Annotated in this window: 15 protein-coding genes; 12 read left to right on the forward strand and 3 right to left on the reverse strand. The window is 64.9% G+C overall.

Annotated features, from left to right (window positions below):
• Window positions 1-64 precede the first annotated feature (64 nt).
• On the reverse strand, window positions 65-2,002 hold the full coding sequence (gene acs / locus H2509_RS17560) for an acetate--CoA ligase (protein WP_182167719.1): 1,938 nt from the start codon (window positions 2,000-2,002) through the stop codon (window positions 65-67).
• Window positions 2,003-2,403: 401 nt separating this feature from the next.
• On the opposite strand from acs, the gene H2509_RS17565 reads away from it, so the two are divergent.
• Both H2509_RS17565 and H2509_RS17570 read left to right on the forward strand, forming a co-directional pair.
• Complete coding sequence (locus H2509_RS17565; protein WP_209002029.1) at window positions 2,404-3,762, forward strand: D-alanyl-D-alanine carboxypeptidase family protein; 1,359 nt, start codon at window positions 2,404-2,406, stop codon at window positions 3,760-3,762.
• A gap of 26 nt (window positions 3,763-3,788) precedes the next feature.
• A complete protein-coding gene (locus tag H2509_RS17570; protein WP_182167722.1) occupies window positions 3,789-4,994 on the forward strand; it encodes a CobW family GTP-binding protein in 1,206 nt (401 codons plus the stop codon).
• Window positions 4,995-5,009: 15 nt separating this feature from the next.
• Here H2509_RS17570 and tesB read toward each other — a convergent pair whose 3' ends face one another.
• Window positions 5,010-5,882 carry an acyl-CoA thioesterase II gene (gene tesB / locus H2509_RS17575; RefSeq protein WP_182167723.1) on the reverse strand — a complete coding sequence of 291 codons (873 nt, stop codon included), beginning with the start codon at window positions 5,880-5,882 and terminating at the stop codon, window positions 5,010-5,012.
• A 165-nt stretch (window positions 5,883-6,047) separates the two neighbouring features.
• Between tesB and H2509_RS17580 the strand changes: the two genes are divergently transcribed.
• The 10 genes from H2509_RS17580 to H2509_RS17625 all read left to right on the forward strand — a co-directional run bounded on the left by H2509_RS17580 (window position 6,048) and on the right by H2509_RS17625 (window position 14,876).
• Window positions 6,048-7,292: a ubiquinone biosynthesis hydroxylase gene (locus H2509_RS17580; RefSeq protein ID WP_182167725.1), complete on the forward strand. Its 1,245-nt coding sequence runs from the start codon at window positions 6,048-6,050 to the stop codon at window positions 7,290-7,292.
• A complete protein-coding gene (locus H2509_RS17585) occupies window positions 7,289-8,200 on the forward strand; it encodes an SDR family oxidoreductase (RefSeq protein ID WP_182167727.1) in 912 nt (303 codons plus the stop codon). The genes H2509_RS17580 and H2509_RS17585 overlap by 4 nt, the downstream gene beginning before the upstream one ends.
• Before the next feature lie 36 nt (window positions 8,201-8,236).
• Entirely contained in the window at window positions 8,237-8,434 is a 198-nt protein-coding gene (locus tag H2509_RS17590) for a twin transmembrane helix small protein (protein ID WP_182167728.1), read from the forward strand.
• A 31-nt stretch (window positions 8,435-8,465) separates the two neighbouring features.
• Window positions 8,466-9,041 carry a cob(I)yrinic acid a,c-diamide adenosyltransferase gene (locus H2509_RS17595; protein ID WP_182167730.1) on the forward strand — a complete coding sequence of 192 codons (576 nt, stop codon included), beginning with the start codon at window positions 8,466-8,468 and terminating at the stop codon, window positions 9,039-9,041.
• A 39-nt stretch (window positions 9,042-9,080) separates the two neighbouring features.
• Window positions 9,081-9,773 carry a rhomboid family intramembrane serine protease gene (locus H2509_RS17600; protein ID WP_182167731.1) on the forward strand — a complete coding sequence of 231 codons (693 nt, stop codon included), beginning with the start codon at window positions 9,081-9,083 and terminating at the stop codon, window positions 9,771-9,773.
• A gap of 235 nt (window positions 9,774-10,008) precedes the next feature.
• Complete coding sequence (locus H2509_RS17605) at window positions 10,009-10,758, forward strand: electron transfer flavoprotein subunit beta/FixA family protein (protein ID WP_182167733.1); 750 nt, start codon at window positions 10,009-10,011, stop codon at window positions 10,756-10,758.
• Between the two features lie 23 nt (window positions 10,759-10,781).
• Window positions 10,782-11,723 (forward strand): electron transfer flavoprotein subunit alpha/FixB family protein, encoded by a 942-nt coding sequence (locus tag H2509_RS17610; protein WP_182167735.1) that lies wholly within the window; start codon window positions 10,782-10,784, stop codon window positions 11,721-11,723.
• A gap of 326 nt (window positions 11,724-12,049) precedes the next feature.
• Window positions 12,050-12,931 carry a 3-hydroxybutyryl-CoA dehydrogenase gene (locus tag H2509_RS17615; RefSeq protein ID WP_182167737.1) on the forward strand — a complete coding sequence of 294 codons (882 nt, stop codon included), beginning with the start codon at window positions 12,050-12,052 and terminating at the stop codon, window positions 12,929-12,931.
• Window positions 12,932-13,047: 116 nt separating this feature from the next.
• A complete protein-coding gene (locus H2509_RS17620; RefSeq protein ID WP_182167738.1) occupies window positions 13,048-14,538 on the forward strand; it encodes an acyl-CoA synthetase in 1,491 nt (496 codons plus the stop codon).
• Window positions 14,539-14,681: 143 nt separating this feature from the next.
• Window positions 14,682-14,876 (forward strand): hypothetical protein, encoded by a 195-nt coding sequence (locus tag H2509_RS17625; RefSeq protein ID WP_182167740.1) that lies wholly within the window; start codon window positions 14,682-14,684, stop codon window positions 14,874-14,876.
• A gap of 12 nt (window positions 14,877-14,888) precedes the next feature.
• Here H2509_RS17625 and tlpA read toward each other — a convergent pair whose 3' ends face one another.
• Window positions 14,889-15,551, reverse strand: coding sequence for a thiol:disulfide interchange protein TlpA (gene tlpA, locus H2509_RS17630; protein ID WP_182167742.1), 663 nt, complete (start codon window positions 15,549-15,551; stop codon window positions 14,889-14,891).
• Window positions 15,552-15,562 lie beyond the last annotated feature (11 nt).

The following is a 15,562-nucleotide window of genomic DNA, read 5'->3' on the forward strand; positions in this document are numbered from 1 at the left end:
GCTGGTCGATCAATAAGAAAGGACGCGTGACATAGGTCACGCGCCCTTTTTTGCTCCGGAAAACTCAGTGCTTGTTCTGGCGGTTCTCGATGAGGTCGTCGATGACGGCCGGGTCCGCGAGCGTCGAGGTGTCGCCGAGATTGTCGAAGCTGTCCTCGGCGATCTTGCGCAGGATGCGGCGCATGATCTTGCCGGAGCGCGTCTTCGGCAGGCCGGGCGCGAACTGGATGAGATCGGGCGAGGCGATCGGGCCGATTTCCTTGCGCACCCAGTCGCGCAATTCCTTCCTCAGGTCCTCGGTCGGGGCTTCGCCGGCCATCAGCGTCACATAGACATAGATGCCCTGGCCCTTGAGATCGTGCGGATAGCCGACCACGGCCGCTTCCGAGACCTTGGGATGGGCGACGAGGGCCGATTCCACCTCAGCCGTGCCCATGCGGTGACCAGACACGTTGATCACATCGTCGACGCGGCCGGTGATCCAGTAGTAGCCATCGGCATCGCGCCGGCAGCCGTCGCCGGTGAAATACATGCCGTGATAGGTGGAGAAATAGGTCTGCACGAACCGCTCATGATCGCCATAGACCGTGCGCATCTGGCCCGGCCAGCTGTCGAGCAGCACCAGATTGCCTTCCGCGGCTCCTTCGAGCAGCTTGCCTTCGGCATCGACCAGCGCCGGCTGCACGCCGAAGAAGGGGCGGGTTGCCGAGCCCGGCTTCAGTGGCGTCGCGCCCGGCAGCGGCGTGATGAGGATGCCGCCGGTCTCCGTCTGCCACCAGGTATCGACGATCGGGCAGCGGCCGTCGCCGACATTCTCGTGGTACCAGGTCCAGGCTTCCGGGTTGATCGGCTCGCCGACGGAGCCGAGGATCCGCAGCGACTTGCGCGAGGTCTTCTTCACGTGCTCGGTGCCGGCACCCATCAGCGAGCGGATCGCCGTCGGCGCGGTGTAGAAGATGTTGACCTTGTGCTTGTCGATCACCTCCCAGAAGCGGGCGGGCGAGGGATAGGTCGGAATGCCCTCGAACATCAGCGTCGTCGCGCCGTTGGCTAGCGGACCGTAGACGATATAGGAGTGCCCGGTCACCCAGCCCACGTCCGCGGTGCACCAGTAGACGTCGCCTTGCTGGTAGTCGAAGACGTATTCATGCGTCATCGAGGCATAGACCAGATAGCCGCCGGAGGTGTGCAGCACGCCCTTCGGTTTGCCGGTCGAGCCCGAGGTGTAGAGGATGAAGAGCGGGTCTTCCGCGTTCATCTCCACCGGAGCGCAATGGTCGGAGACGCGGTCGGCTTCCTCGTGGTACCAGACGTCGCGGCCGTCCGACATGGCGACGTCGCCGCCCGTCCGCTGCACCACGATGACCTTGTCGACGGCGATCTTCTCGATCGCCTTGTCGACATTGGCCTTCAGCGGCACGCGACGGCCGCCGCGCAGGCCTTCGTCGGCGGTGACAATGACCTTGGACTCGCAGTCAACGACGCGCTGGGCGAGGCTGTCGGGAGAAAAGCCGCCGAAGACGATGGAATGCACCGCGCCGACGCGGGCGCAGGCCAGCATGGCATAGGCGGCCTCGGGGATCATCGGCAGGTAGATGGTGACCCGGTCGCCCTTCTTGACGCCGCAGGCGTGCAGCACGTTGGCGAACTTGTTCACCTCGCGATGCAGCTCCTTGTAGGTGATCACCTTGTGCTCGTTGGGGTCGTCGCCTTCCCAGATGATGGCCGCCTGATCGCCCCTTGTCGCCAGGTGGCGGTCGACGCAATTGGCGGACACGTTGAGCGTGCCGTCCTCGAACCACTTGATTGCCACGTTGTGCGGGTCGTAGCTGGTGTTCTTGACCCTGGCATAGGGCTTGATCCAGTCGATGCGCTTGCCATGCTCGCCCCAGAAGCCCTCCGGGTCTGTCACGGAACGCTGGTACATCTCCTGATACCTGGCGGCATCGACATGCGCCCTTGCGGCGATTTCAGCCGGAACTGGATATACGGCTTCCGACATCACTTCCTCCCAACGTGTTCCTGAAATGGCGCGGTCCGAAGCGGCCGGCGCTCCTCTCCGCCAACCCTTCCACAGGCCGCGCATTATGCAAATGCTGCCTTGTGGCGTCCATATGCGCCGCCTTGTTCTTTCGTATGTTTAGCCAAACGGATACGTTCCGCGGCATCCCCCGGGACCGCAATTGGAGGATACGGGCCGCGGAAGGTTTTGCAACGCACCCCCGCAATCGGGTAAATGTGGAGGGCGCCCCGCTTCTGCCGTGCCGCCTCCCGGCCGGCTTTTGCCAGTATCCGTGCGCAGCCGTTCGTCCAGGCCATGAGGATAGCGTGCCGTTCCGATTTCTTAAGGTGTTTCAGTTTTCGCGCCGATCCGCGAGCGTCATTGTACCGGCATTTCTTGCCTTGACGGCGGCTACGGTTTCGTCAGCGCCATCGAGGGCCGATGTCGGTGCCTGGATCGTTCTCGATGCCCAGACCGGCGACGTGCTGGACGAGAAGGATGCCACCCGGCCCTGGTATCCGGCTTCCATCACCAAGCTGATGACCGCCTATGTCGCCTTCAAGGCGATCCGCGAGGGCCGGATGGCATTGAATTCGGCGGTCACCGTCTCCGCGAACGCCAATGCGGAACCGCCGAGCAAGATGGGCTTCAAGGTCGGCACGCGGCTGACGCTGGAAAGCGCGCTGAAGATGATGCTGATCAAGTCGGCCAACGATATCGCGGTGGCGGTCGCCGAATCCGTTGGCGGCACCGAGCAGGCCTTTATCGACCAGATGAACGCCGAGGCGCAGCGGCTGGGCCTGAGGGCGACGCATTTCGTCAATCCGCACGGCCTGCCGGACAATCGCCAGCTCTCCTCGGCGCGCGATCTCGGCATCATTTCCATGGCGCTTTGGCGCGAGTTTCCCGAATATCGCGACTATTACAATCATGTCGGCTTTCGCTTCGGCAAGAAGCTGCTGCGGTCGGCGAACCGGGAATATCTCCAGCGGGTGCCCGGCGCCAACGGTCTGAAGACCGGCTATATCTGCAACTCCGGCTACAATGTCGCCGTTTCCGCCACGCGCGGCGGGCGCACGGTGATGGCGGTCATCCTCGGCGCGGGATCGGGCCTCGAAAGGCTCGCCGCCTCCAGGGAACTTATCGACAAGGGTTTCCGCAAGCGCGGCGGACGTTCGATCACGTCGCTGACGGAGATCGAGGGCAGTCCGCCGCCCGATGGCTATTGCAAGAGCAATCCCCGCCTCGACGCCGAGGAGCTTGTGGCCCGCTATGGCGGCGGTGCGCCCAGGAAGCCGTCGCTGGCGGGACTTTTGTCCTATGGCGGCAACCACGATCGCCAGGGCAGCCGCATCATTCCCGGCATCGATGTTTCCACTTCCGACGGCGACGAAGAGGACATCGACGTGCCGAAGAAGGGCAACAAGGTCGACTGGGGCAGGATCATGGACGATATCGTCGGCCCGCGCGTGAACGCCGCCGATCCGATCGCCGTGGCGCTGGGCTCGCCCGTCCTGCCGAAGCTGGAGGAGGTCGTCCGGGATTCAGGCTCCGACGTCGGCCGGCCCGAGCCGAAGCCGGCGCAGGCGGGCGCGTCCGTCTTGGCGCCGGTTCCTGCCGCGGCGCCTGCTGTGCCACCGGGCGCCATCGCCAATCCGGGGATTTCGTCCGCCGGCAAGTCCGAAGCCAATCCGGGCTCCATTTTCAGGGGCACGGTCTCGCCGAAGACGCCCTTCCCCCTCGTGAAGCCGCAACAATAGCGGCGCTCAAAGTATCCGGAGCGAATATGTCTGACGCCCCGCGCGGCCCGAAACCGCCGATCCCCGTCACGATCCTCACGGGATTTCTGGGGTCCGGCAAGACGACCCTGCTCAATCGCCTGCTGCGCGATCCCGAGATGGCGGATGTCGCCGTCATCATCAACGAGTTCGGTGAAATCGGCATCGATCACCTGCTGGTGGAGCGCTCGGACGAGGGTATCGTGGAACTCTCCTCCGGCTGCCTGTGCTGCACGATCCGCGGCGACCTGATCTCGACGCTGGAAGACTTGCTGCGCGGTCTCGACAATGGCAGGGTTTCCGCGTTGAAGCGCGTGGTCATCGAAACGACCGGCCTTGCCGATCCGGCACCCGTGCTCCACACGGTGATGCTGCATCCCTACCTGATGCTGCGCTACAGGCTCGACGGCGTCATCACGCTGGTCGATGCGGTCAATGGCGCGGCAACGCTGGACGCCCATGAGGAAGCTGTAAAGCAGGTGGCGGTCGCCGACCGCATCGTCTTCACCAAATCCGACCTGATCGACGGCCCCGAGATGGAGGCCGGTTTTTCGGCGCTCAGGGAACGCGTCGCCTCGCTCAATCCCGGGGCCCTGAAACTCGATGCGGCGCGCGGCGAGGCAACGGCAACATCGCTGATGGGCAGCGGGCTCTACGACCCGGCGTCGAAGATCCCCGATGTCCGCCGCTGGCTGAACGAGGAGGCCTATCGCGATCGCACCGCCGAGGCCCATGGTCACGGCCACCACGATCACCGCTCAGGGCACCACTCAGGGCACCATCACCACGGGCACGATCACGGTCATCATCACCACGACATCAATCGGCACGACGATCACATCCGCGCCTTCACGCTGGCCACTTCGCGGCCGATCTCGGCGGCTGGGCTGGAAATGTTCGTCGATCTTCTCCGGTCGGCGCACGGGCCGAAACTGCTCCGGGTGAAGGGCGTGGTGCAGATCGCCGAGGACCCCGACCGCCCGGTCGTCATCCACGGCGTGCAGCATGTCTTCCACCCGCCCGCCACCCTGCCGGCCTGGCCGGACGACGATCACCGCACGCGGCTCGTCTTCATCACCAGGGATATGCCGGAGGGCTTCGTTCGGCGCATGTTCGATGCCTTTACCGGCGGGCTTGCACCCGATACGCCCGACAAGAAGGCGATGACGGACAACCCGCTGGCTATCGGGGGCTTTTCCGGCAAGTTCGGATGAAGGTGAGTCCGGCCTTCAGCCCTCATTCTTCGGGCGCTTGACCCGGATCAGGCCCTCCTGCGCCACCGAGGCCACAAGGACGCCCTCGCGGGTGTAGAGCGAGCCGCGGGTGAAGCCGCGTCCGCCTGAGGCCGAGGGACTGTCCTCGGCATAAAGCAGCCATTCGTCGGCGCGGAAGGGGCGGTGGAACCAGAGCGCGTGGTCTAGGCTCGCCACCTGCAGGCGCGGATCGAAGACGCTGGTGCCGTGAGCGAAAAGCGCGGTATCTAGCAGCGTCATGTCGGAGGCATAGGCCAGCACGCAGGAGTGGATGCGCGCTTCGTCGGGGAGCCGGGCGCTCGCCCTTACCCAGACGGCCTGCCGCGGCTCCAGCTTTTCCCGGCTGAAATAGTGGGTGAGATCGACCGGCTTGAGTTCCACGGGCCGTTCGCGCTGCCAGTAGCGCTTGACGTTTTCGGGGGCCACGGCAAGGAATTTCTCCTTCAGCTCCGCCTCGCTCGGCAGATCTTCGGGCATCGGCACCTCACCCATGTCGATCTGGTGATCGAGGCCTTCCTCGCGCTGGTGGAAGGAGGCGGACATGGAGAAGATCGCCTGTCCGTGCTGGATCGCCACGACGCGCCGCGTGGTGAAGCTGCCGCCGTCGCGGATGCGGTCCACCTCGTAGACGATCGGCACGGACGGATCGCCGGGTCGCAGGAAGTAGCCGTGCAGGGAATGGACGGGCCGACTGTCCTCCACCGTGCGCGAGGCGGCCACCAGCGCCTGACCGATCACCTGGCCGCCGAAGACCCGCTGCCAGCCGACCTGCGGGCTCATGCCGCGAAAGAGGTTGTGTTCCAGAACCTCAAGGTCGAGGATCTCAAGCAGGCTGTCCACTGCCGACATGGCGGGCCTTTCGTCGTTCTGGCCCCGCCGGCGCGGAGCAACGGTTTCTGCGTTCTTGTTGGCCACAGTGATGTGCGGCGCAGCGCGCGCCTGTCAAGGGCGTGGCATTGACGGCGCCACCTCACTATAAACGGATGCGAAACAGCGAGATGACGGGAGGGCGCAATGGCGCGCGCCGCAACACCAGGTGAAGACGAAGGCCTCGATGTGGCGATCGGAGGCGGCGGCTATGTTGGCCTGTGCCTCGCCGTGGCGCTGAAGCAGGCCGATCCGTCCCTGAAAGTCGCGGTGGTCGACCTGCGGCCGCGCGAGGTTATGGTAAAGGATCCGCGCGCCTCCGCCATCATTTCCGCCGCCAGCCGGATGCTCGATCGGCTCGGCGTCTGGGATGCGATTGTGCCGCAGGCCCAGCCGATCACATCCATGGTTGTGACGGATTCACGCCTGCGTGATGCGGTTCGGCCGGTGTTTCTCACCTTCGAGGGAGAGGTCGCTCCGGGCGAACCTTTCGCCCACATGGTTCCGAACGGCGTGATGGTGGAGAACCTGCTCAAGCGGGCGGAAGCGCTTGGCGTCGAGCTTCTGGCACCCGATGCGGTCGCCGATTTCCACGTGGACGGAACGGGCGTCGACGTCAGGATGGAGTCGGGTGCGAAACGACGGGCAAAGCTGCTGGTCGCCGCCGATGGCGTTCGCTCGCGCCTGCGGTCGCTTGCCGGCATCCAGACCGTGAGGTGGGACTACGATCAGGCGGGCATCGTGACCACGGTCGCGCATGAGCGGCCGCATCATGGCCGCGCCGAGGAGCATTTCCTGCCTTCCGGCCCTTTCGCCATCCTCCCGCTGACCGGCAACCGTTCGTCGCTCGTGTGGTCCGAAAGCCGGACGGAGGCGGAAAAGCTCGTCGCCGGCGACGATTTCACCTTCGAACTGGAACTCGAGCGCCGCTTTGGCCGCCATCTCGGCCGCCTGGAGCTCGCCGGTCCCCGCCATGCCTATCCGCTGGGCCTGACGCTCGCCCGCTCCTTCGTGCGCCCCCGTGTGGCGCTGGCCGGCGATGCGGCGCACGGCATCCATCCGATCTCGGGCCAGGGCCTCAATCTCGGCTTCAAGGACGTGGCGGCACTGGCGCAGGTGCTGATCGAGGCGCGCCGCCTGGGTCAGGATATCGGCGCGCTCGACGTGCTGGAACGCTACGAGCGCTGGCGACGCTTCGACACGTTCCGCATGGGCGTTGTGACGGATGTGCTGAACCGGCTGTTCTCCAATGACATCGATGCGGTTCGCGCTGTGCGCGACGTCGGCCTGGGGCTAGTGGACCGCCTGCCCGGCCTGAAGCGCTTTTTCATCCGCCAGGCCGCGGGCCTGACCGGCGAAACGCCGAAGCTACTGGCAGGTCATCCGATTTGAGCGCGCAGTCCAAGTCACAAGGCGAAGGCGGCGCACGAGGTCTTGCCGAACGGCCGCAGAAAGTGGTGCTGATCACGGGCTGCTCGTCGGGTATCGGCTACGCGGCGGCGCATGCCCTGCGCGGCAGGGACTGGTGGGTGTTTCCTACCGCGCGCAAGGAAGCGGATGTCGAAAGGTTGCGGGCGGAAGGCTTCGAGAGCCATCGCCTCGACTACGAGGACGAAGACTCGATCGAAATGGCCGTCGCCGCCGTTCTGGAGCGCACGGGAGGGCGGATCGATGCGCTCTTCAACAACGGCGCCTATGCCATTCCCGGCGCGCTGGAAGACATGCCCACCAGCGCGATGCGCGAGCTTTTCGAGGCGAATTTCATCGGCTGGCACGACCTGACGCGGCGGGTGCTTCCGGCGATGCGCCGGGCCGGCCAGGGGCGGATCGTGCAGTGTTCGTCGATCCTGGGTTTCATCGCCATGCCCTATCGCGGCGCCTACAACGCGTCGAAATTCGCACTCGAAGGCTATTCGGACACGTTACGGATGGAACTGGCCGGCACCGGCATCCATGTCTCGCTGATCGAGCCCGGGCCTATCGCCACCCGCTTCACCGAAAACGCCATGGCGAATTTCCATCGCGTGATCGGCAAGGCCGGCATGGAAAGTTCGCCCTATCGCAAGGTCTACGAAAGGCGGCTGAAGCGCATGGCGGGCGGCGAACCCTCGCCTTTCAAGCTGCCGCCCGAGGCGGTGGTCAGGGAGCTCATCCACGCGCTGGAAGACCCGAAGCCCCGGGCCCGCTACCGGGTGACGACGCCGACCAAGGTCATGGCGCTGGCGCGCCGCCTGCTTTCCACGCGGGCGCTGGACAGCGTCCTTGCGCGAGCGTCCGGAGCGGAGGAAAAGGCCCGCTGACCGATGCCGTATCGAATGTGAGATTGGAGAAAATTCTTGGGCGACTTCTTCTACAACCTGGTGCCCGTCGCCGTCGGCGCGGTCGCGGTGGTGCTGCTGCTGGGGCTTTGGAACATGTTCCGCGGCGGCTCCTCGTCGCGTTCTCAGAGCCTGATGCGCTGGCGCGTGGGGCTGCAGTTCTTCGCCATTATCGTCATCATGACCGCGCTTTATTTCATGGGGGTGCGGCCCTGATCCGACAATCCCCGGCAGAAGCGAGGCGGATATGGTCATTCTGAACAAGATCTACACCAAGACGGGCGATGCCGGCACGACGGCGCTGGGCAGCGGCGAGCGGCGGCCCAAGCACGACCTTCGCGTCCAGGCCTATGGAACGGTGGACGAGACCAATTCCGTCCTTGGCCTTGTCCGGCTGGCAACCGGCAAGGACTTTCCCGAGCTGGATGAGGTGCTTGGCCGCATCCAGAACGACCTTTTCGATCTCGGCGCCGACCTCGCGACGCCCGAAACCGGCGAGGATCTGGGCTACGAACCTCTCAGGGTGACGGAAGCTCAGGTCAAGGCAATCGAGGCGGCGATCGACCACTTTAACGCGGATCTGGAACCTTTGCGATCCTTCGTGCTGCCGGGCGGTTCGGCCGCCGCCGCGCATCTCCACCACGCGCGTACGGTTTCCCGCCGCGCCGAGCGGCTGATGACCGAGCTTGCCGGCGTGGAGGACATCAACCGGCAGGCGCTGATCTACATGAACCGGCTATCGGACTTCTTCTTCGTGGCGGCGCGATGGGTGAACGACCAGGGCAAGGCCGACGTGCTGTGGGTGCCCGGCAAGAACCGCTGATCCTCACAGGTCCTTGAAGCGGCACTTTCGGGAGGCCGGATGTTCATCCCCCTGCATGACCACAATCCGCTGGTCCACGTCCGGCGACAATATGTCACATGGGGGATCATCGCCCTGAACGTGGCGGTCTTCCTTCTGGTGGAAGGCGGCGGCCTGTCCTCGGCGCTGCTCGCCACCTCCGCCCTGTCCTACGGACTGGTGCCGGCGGTCTTCTTCGACCTCAGGGAACTGACGCCGGAACTTGCCGTCATTCCCGAAAGCCTGTCGATCGTGAGCTACGCGTTTCTCCATGGAAGCTGGCTTCACCTTGGCGGCAACATGATCTTCCTGTGGGTCTTCGGCGACAATGTCGAGGACGCGATGGGTCACGGCCGCTTCGCCGTCTTCTACCTCCTGTGCGCCGCCGCATCCGGCTTCGTGCAGGCGGCGATCGATCCGGGTTCCACCGTGCCGATCGTCGGGGCATCGGGTGCGGTCGCCGGCATCATCGGCGCCTATCTGGTGCTGCATCCGCGCGTCCGAGTCTGGGTACTCGCGCTCGGCCGGATTCCCCTGCGCGTTCCGGCCAGCTGGGCGCTGGTCGCGTGGTTCGGTTTCCAGGTCGCAAAGGCCCTCGGCGATGTCGGCGGCGGAGTGGCCTGGTGGGCGCATATCGGTGGCTTTCTCGCCGGCGCGCTGCTGATCGTTCCCATGCGCAGGCGGGGCGTTCCTCTCTTCGACAGGGGTCTTTAGCCAGCGCCGGGTGACGGCAGGTCGCATTTGCGACAACACCTACCTTAGGGCAGCGTTGACACCTGCCCTTAGCGTCAGTACGGTCGCCGCCCAATCGTCGGGAAGGGCGGTTTCCGGGCTGTTTCGGTCCGGACGATATATGCCCCTGGCCGTTTCCAAATGCCGGCGCCAACCGGTCGCCACCATCTGAAGCACGGCATGCTGTTTGCCGTGTGAACGGGAGGTTCAAGAGCTCATGAAGATCCTCGTCCCCGTGAAGCGGGTGATCGATTACAACGTCAAGGTCCGGGTCAAGAGCGACGGATCGGGTGTCGACCTCGCCAATGTGAAGATGTCGATGAACCCCTTCGACGAAATCGCCGTCGAAGAGGCGATCCGCCTGAAGGAAGCCGGCAAGGCCAGCGAGGTCGTCGTCGTTTCCGTCGGTCCGCAGCAGGCCCAGGAAACCCTGCGCACCGGACTTGCCATGGGCGCCGACCGCGGCATCCTGGTGAAGACCGACGCGACCACCGAGCCGCTTGCCGTCGCCAAGATCCTCAAGGGCATCGTTGCCGAGGAAGAGCCGGGTCTCGTCATTCTCGGCAAGCAGGCGATCGACGACGACTGCAATCAGACCGGCCAGATGCTCGCAGCACTTCTCGGCTGGGCGCAGGGCACCTTCGCCTCGAAGGTCGAGGTTGGCGAGGGCTCGGTCGCGGTGACGCGCGAGGTCGACGGCGGCCTGCAGACGGTCGAGCTCAAGCTGCCGGCGATCGTGACCACGGACCTTCGCCTGAACGAGCCGCGCTACGCCTCGCTTCCCAACATCATGAAGGCCAAGAAGAAGCCGATCGACGAGAAGGCGCCGGACAGCTACGGCGTCGACATCACGCCGCGCCTGCAGGTCGTCTCGACCAAGGAGCCGCCGGCGCGCCAGGCGGGCGTCAAGGTCGCTTCGGTGGCCGAACTCGTCCAGAAGCTGAAATCCGAAGCCGGCGTGCTTTGAGAGACGACAAGGAGAACCGATCGATGACCACGCTTCTTGTTGCCGAACATTCCGGTGCCGCTCTCAATGACGCGACTGCCAAGGCCCTGACGGCCGCCGCCGCTCTCGGCGGCGACGTTCACGTCCTCGTCGCGGGCAAGGACTGCAAGGGTGCCGCCGACGCGGCATCCAGGCTTGCCGGCGTCGCCAAGGTGCTGGTGGCGGATGGCGACGGCGTCGCCCACCAGCTGGCGGAGGCCACCGCTGATCTCATCGTGTCGCTTGCCGGCAATTACGATGCCTTCGTCGCTCCGGCCACGGCCAACGGCAAGAACATCATGCCGCGCGTCGCCGCCCTGCTCGACGTGATGCAGGTCTCCGACGTCACGGCTGTCCTCGATGGCGAGACCTTCGAGCGCCCGATCTATGCGGGCAACGCCATCCAGACGGTGAAGTCGCAGGACGCCAAGAAGGTCGTGACGGTGCGCACCGCCTCCTTCCCGGCCGCCGGCGAAGGCGGTTCGGCGGCCATCGAGACGGTCGACGCCGCCTCGTCCGCGCTTTCCAGCTTCAAGGGCGAGGAGCTTTCCAAGTCGGACCGTCCCGAACTGACCTCGGCGAAGATCATCATCTCGGGCGGCCGCGCGCTTGGTTCGTCGGAGAAGTTCAACGAGGTGCTGATGCCGGTCGCCGACGCGCTGGGCGCGGCAGTCGGCGCCTCGCGCGCCGCAGTCGATGCCGGCTATGCGCCGAACGACCTGCAGGTCGGCCAGACCGGCAAGGTCGTGGCCCCGGATCTCTACATTGCCTGTGGTATTTCGGGGGCTATCCAGCACCTGGCCGGCATGAAGGACTCCAAGGTGATCGTGGCGATCAACAAGGACGAGGAGGCACCGATCTTCCAGGTTGCCGACTACGGGCTGGTTGCGGATCTCTTCGAAGTGCTGCCGGAATTCAAGGCGGAAGTCGAAAAGCTCAAGGGCTGAGGCCGATATTCCGGCCTCTACCGCGACAAATTAACGAAGGCCCGCCTCTTGGCGGGCCTTTCCGTTGGGCTATGTTAATCTTCGCGCTGCAAAAAAGCTTGTTGGGGTTCTTGCGGTTCGGCGACGAAGTTGCGAAGAATAACGCCTCGCTGACATGGACGGGTACAGGAACGGGGAGCGCCCGGAACCGGTTTTCCGTCTCGGCCCAGGCCCAATGAACCGAATGATAGCCGAGTGAGAGTGTTTTCCGATCGGATGGAACCATCCGATCGGAAAACACTCCAGAGCCAGCAAGTCGGGCTCCAAGAACAGAACCGGGTTAAACGATGGTGGTCGAAATCAAGAAGGTCGGGGTAATTGGCGCGGGCCAAATGGGCAGCGGCATCGCCCATGTCTGTGCGCTTGCGGGCTATGACGTGGCTTTGAACGATATCTCGACGGATCGCATCCAGTCGGGCCTTGCCTCGATCAATGGCAACATGGCGCGCCAGGTGTCGAAGGGGATCATCAAGGAAGACGACCGGACCGCCGCCCTCGACCGTATCAAGGCTGCCAACAGCATCGACCAGCTCGCCGACGTGGATCTGGTGATCGAGTCCGCGGTGGAGAACGAGCAGGTGAAGCGCAAGATCTTCGCCCAACTCTGCCCGCTGCTGAAGCCCGAGGCGATCCTCTCCACCAATACCTCGTCGATTTCCATAACCCGTCTTGCCGCTTCCACCGACCGTCCGGAGCGCTTCATCGGCATTCACTTCATGAATCCGGTGCCGCTGATGGAATTGGTGGAGCTGGTGCGCGGCATCGCGACCGAGGACGAGACTTTCGAAAAGTCCCGCGAATTCGTCGCCAATCTCGGCAAGACCATTGCAGTTGCCGAGGATTTCCCGGCATTCATGGTCAACCGCATCCTGCTGCCGATGATCAACGAGGCGATCTATACCCTCTATGAGGGCGTGGGATCGGTGGAAGCCATCGATACCGCCATGCGGCTCGGTGCGAACCATCCGATGGGCCCGCTGCAGCTCGCCGACTTCATCGGACTGGATACCTGCCTGTCGATCATGCAGGTGCTCTACGAGGGGCTGGCGGATTCCAAGTACCGCCCCTGCCCGCTGCTGGTGAAATATGTCGAGGCTGGCTGGCTCGGCCGCAAGACGCAGCGCGGCTTCTACGACTATCGGGGCGAAACGCCGGTCCCGACCCGCTGATATCGTGGGTCGACACGGCAAGACTGAGTGAGCCCTCCGATGCGTCGCGAGGGCTTTTTCATGGCAGGGCATGCCTTGGACCGGTGCCCTTTCCTCAAACCCCGAGGTGCAAGCCGATGAACCTCGCCCGCTATTGCCTCACCAATGCACGGCCGGAAGCGTCCGCCGAAGCGCTCGTGGTGCTGGGCAAAGGCGGCAGCTTGCACGAGCGCTGGACCTATGGCGAGCTCGCCGCCGCCGTCCTTGCCGTCGCGGGCGGTCTGACGGGGTACGGCCTCGAGCGTGGCGACCGCGTTCTGCTGCGCATCGGCCATTCCGTCGATTTTCCGTTGGCTTTCTTCGGTGCGATTGCCGCCGGCCTGGTGCCGATCCCCAGTTCCGCGATGCTGACGTCGGAGGAATGCGACACCATCCTGGCCGATTCCGGCGCGAAGCTGGTGGTGCATGACGGGCATACCGCCTTGCCGGTGCCTCGCGAGGGCATTCGTTTTCTTGGCGCGGCGGAGCTTGCGCGGCTGAGGACGTCGAAAGCGGTCGACTTCGCGCCGACCGGGGCGGACGACCCGGCCTTTCTGATCTACACGTCGGGAACGAGCGGCCGCGCCAAGGGTGTGCTGCACGCCCAGCGGGCGGCCATCGGGCGCACGCCGATGTATCGCGGCTGGTACGGCATGACCGCAGCGGATCGCCTCCTCCATGCCGGCGCCTTCAACTGGACCTACACGCTCGGCGTCGGGCTGATGGATCCCTGGGCGAACGGCGCGACCAGCATCGTCTATGACGGTCCGCGCGATCCCGAAATCTGGCCGGGGCTGATGGAGAAGGCCGAGGCGACGCTCTTTGCCGCCGTGCCGAGCCTCTATCGAAGGATCCTGAAATACGGCGAGGTGAGCCGGCAAAGCTTCCCGCGGCTGCGTCATGGACTGACGGCCGGAGAGGCGCTGCCGGAAGCCCTGCACAGCGAATGGATGCAGCGAAGCGGCCGTCCGCTCTACGAGGCGCTCGGCATGAGCGAGATCTCGACTTACATCTCCAGCGGTCCGGATACGCCGACCCGCCCCGGCAGCCCGGGGCGCGCGCAGCCGGGCCGGAAGATCGCCATTCTCGAAGCGGAATCCGGGAGCGTCGAGCCGCTGCCCGCGGAGGAAACCGGCATCCTCGCGGTGCATCGGTCCGATCCCGGCATGATGCTTGGCTACTGGAACCTGCCCGCCGAAACGCGATCGGCCTTTCGCGGCGACTGGTTCCTGACCGGCGATCTCGCCTCCATCGATGCCGATGGCTATGTCTGGTATGGCGGGCGCTCGGACGATGTAATGAATGCTTTCGGCTATCGGGTCGCACCGCAGGAAGTGGAGCAGGCCCTCGGCTCCCACCCGTCCGTTGCCGAGGTCGCCGTGACCGATGTCGAGACTGCGCCCGGCATTGCCCTCGTCACCGCCTTCGTGGTGCTGCGGGAAGGCGCGCAGGCCGACGAAACGGCACTTGCCGCTCACGCCGCCGCGCGGCTTGCCGAATACAAGCGGCCCAAAGTCTATCGCTTCGTCGAGGCCCTGCCGCGTACCCCGAGCGGCAAGGTCCTGAGGCGGGAATTGAAGCGGAATTAACCTTTCTTTCACCCTCAGGTTGCGAAACTCGGCGCTAACTCGAGGACGTTTTCTTGGAAAGCGCCCAAGGATCAACAGCTTGAGCATATCCTTGCTGCCAAATTCGATTCAGAATTGGCGGGACCTGCTCCAGGAGCCCTTTCATGTCCGTTTCTTCCGTCGCTGGCAGTCTGTCCGCCGCATCCGCCGCGCAAACCCGGTCCCAGCTGTCGGCCGAGTTCGTCAAGCAGAATGCCGATCAGGCTTCCGCCATTGCCGCGGTCGTGGAACAGGGGGCGGCGAACGCCAAGGCCGCCGCGCCCGCAGGGCTGGGTCACTCGGTAGACGTTACCGTTTGACGGAGGCTCTTATCACCCCTGCGGGCCGCCCATAGCGGCCCGTATCAGGGCCTTTGCCTCCTCGGACGACCATTCCGCCGGACCGTACATCGAACCGATCTCGCAGCCTTCCTTGTCGATCAGCATGGTCGAGGGCAGGCCGGTAGCCCGGCCGCGGGCACGCAGGGCATTGAAGACCCCCATCGTGTTGTCGGCGTAGAAGGCGAGGTCGTCGACGCCGACTTCCGCCAGGAATTTCTTCGGCTTGTCGGCGGGGCCCCGGTCGACACTGACCGCCACCACCTCGAAATCCTCGCCGCCGAGATCCGCCTGCAGCCGGTCGAGCGCCGGCATTTCCTTTCGGCAGGGCGCGCACCACGTCGCCCAGATATTCAAAAGCAGCGTCTTGCCCTTGAAGTCGGCGAGCGAAAGCGGCTTTCCACCCTCGCCGCTGAACGTCAGGTCGGCGACGGAAAGCGGCTTTTGCGATGCAAGGAAGCCGGCAAGCTCGCCTCTGGCAAAGGGCTTGGCGGCCTGACCGGCCGCAAGGGCCGCCGCGCATTGCCCGCTCTCGCCGACATTGCCATTTGCCCCGCCGATCACGTATACCGCCGCAAGTCCTGCAACGAGCGCCGCGCCGCCGATCGCGGCAAGTGCGGGGGCTCGGCGGGCGCGCGCTTTCAACTCTTTCGTCATCTCAGTCCAGT

Source organism: Stappia albiluteola (assembly GCF_014050225.1).
Taxonomy (GTDB): domain Bacteria; phylum Pseudomonadota; class Alphaproteobacteria; order Rhizobiales; family Stappiaceae; genus Hongsoonwoonella; species Hongsoonwoonella albiluteola.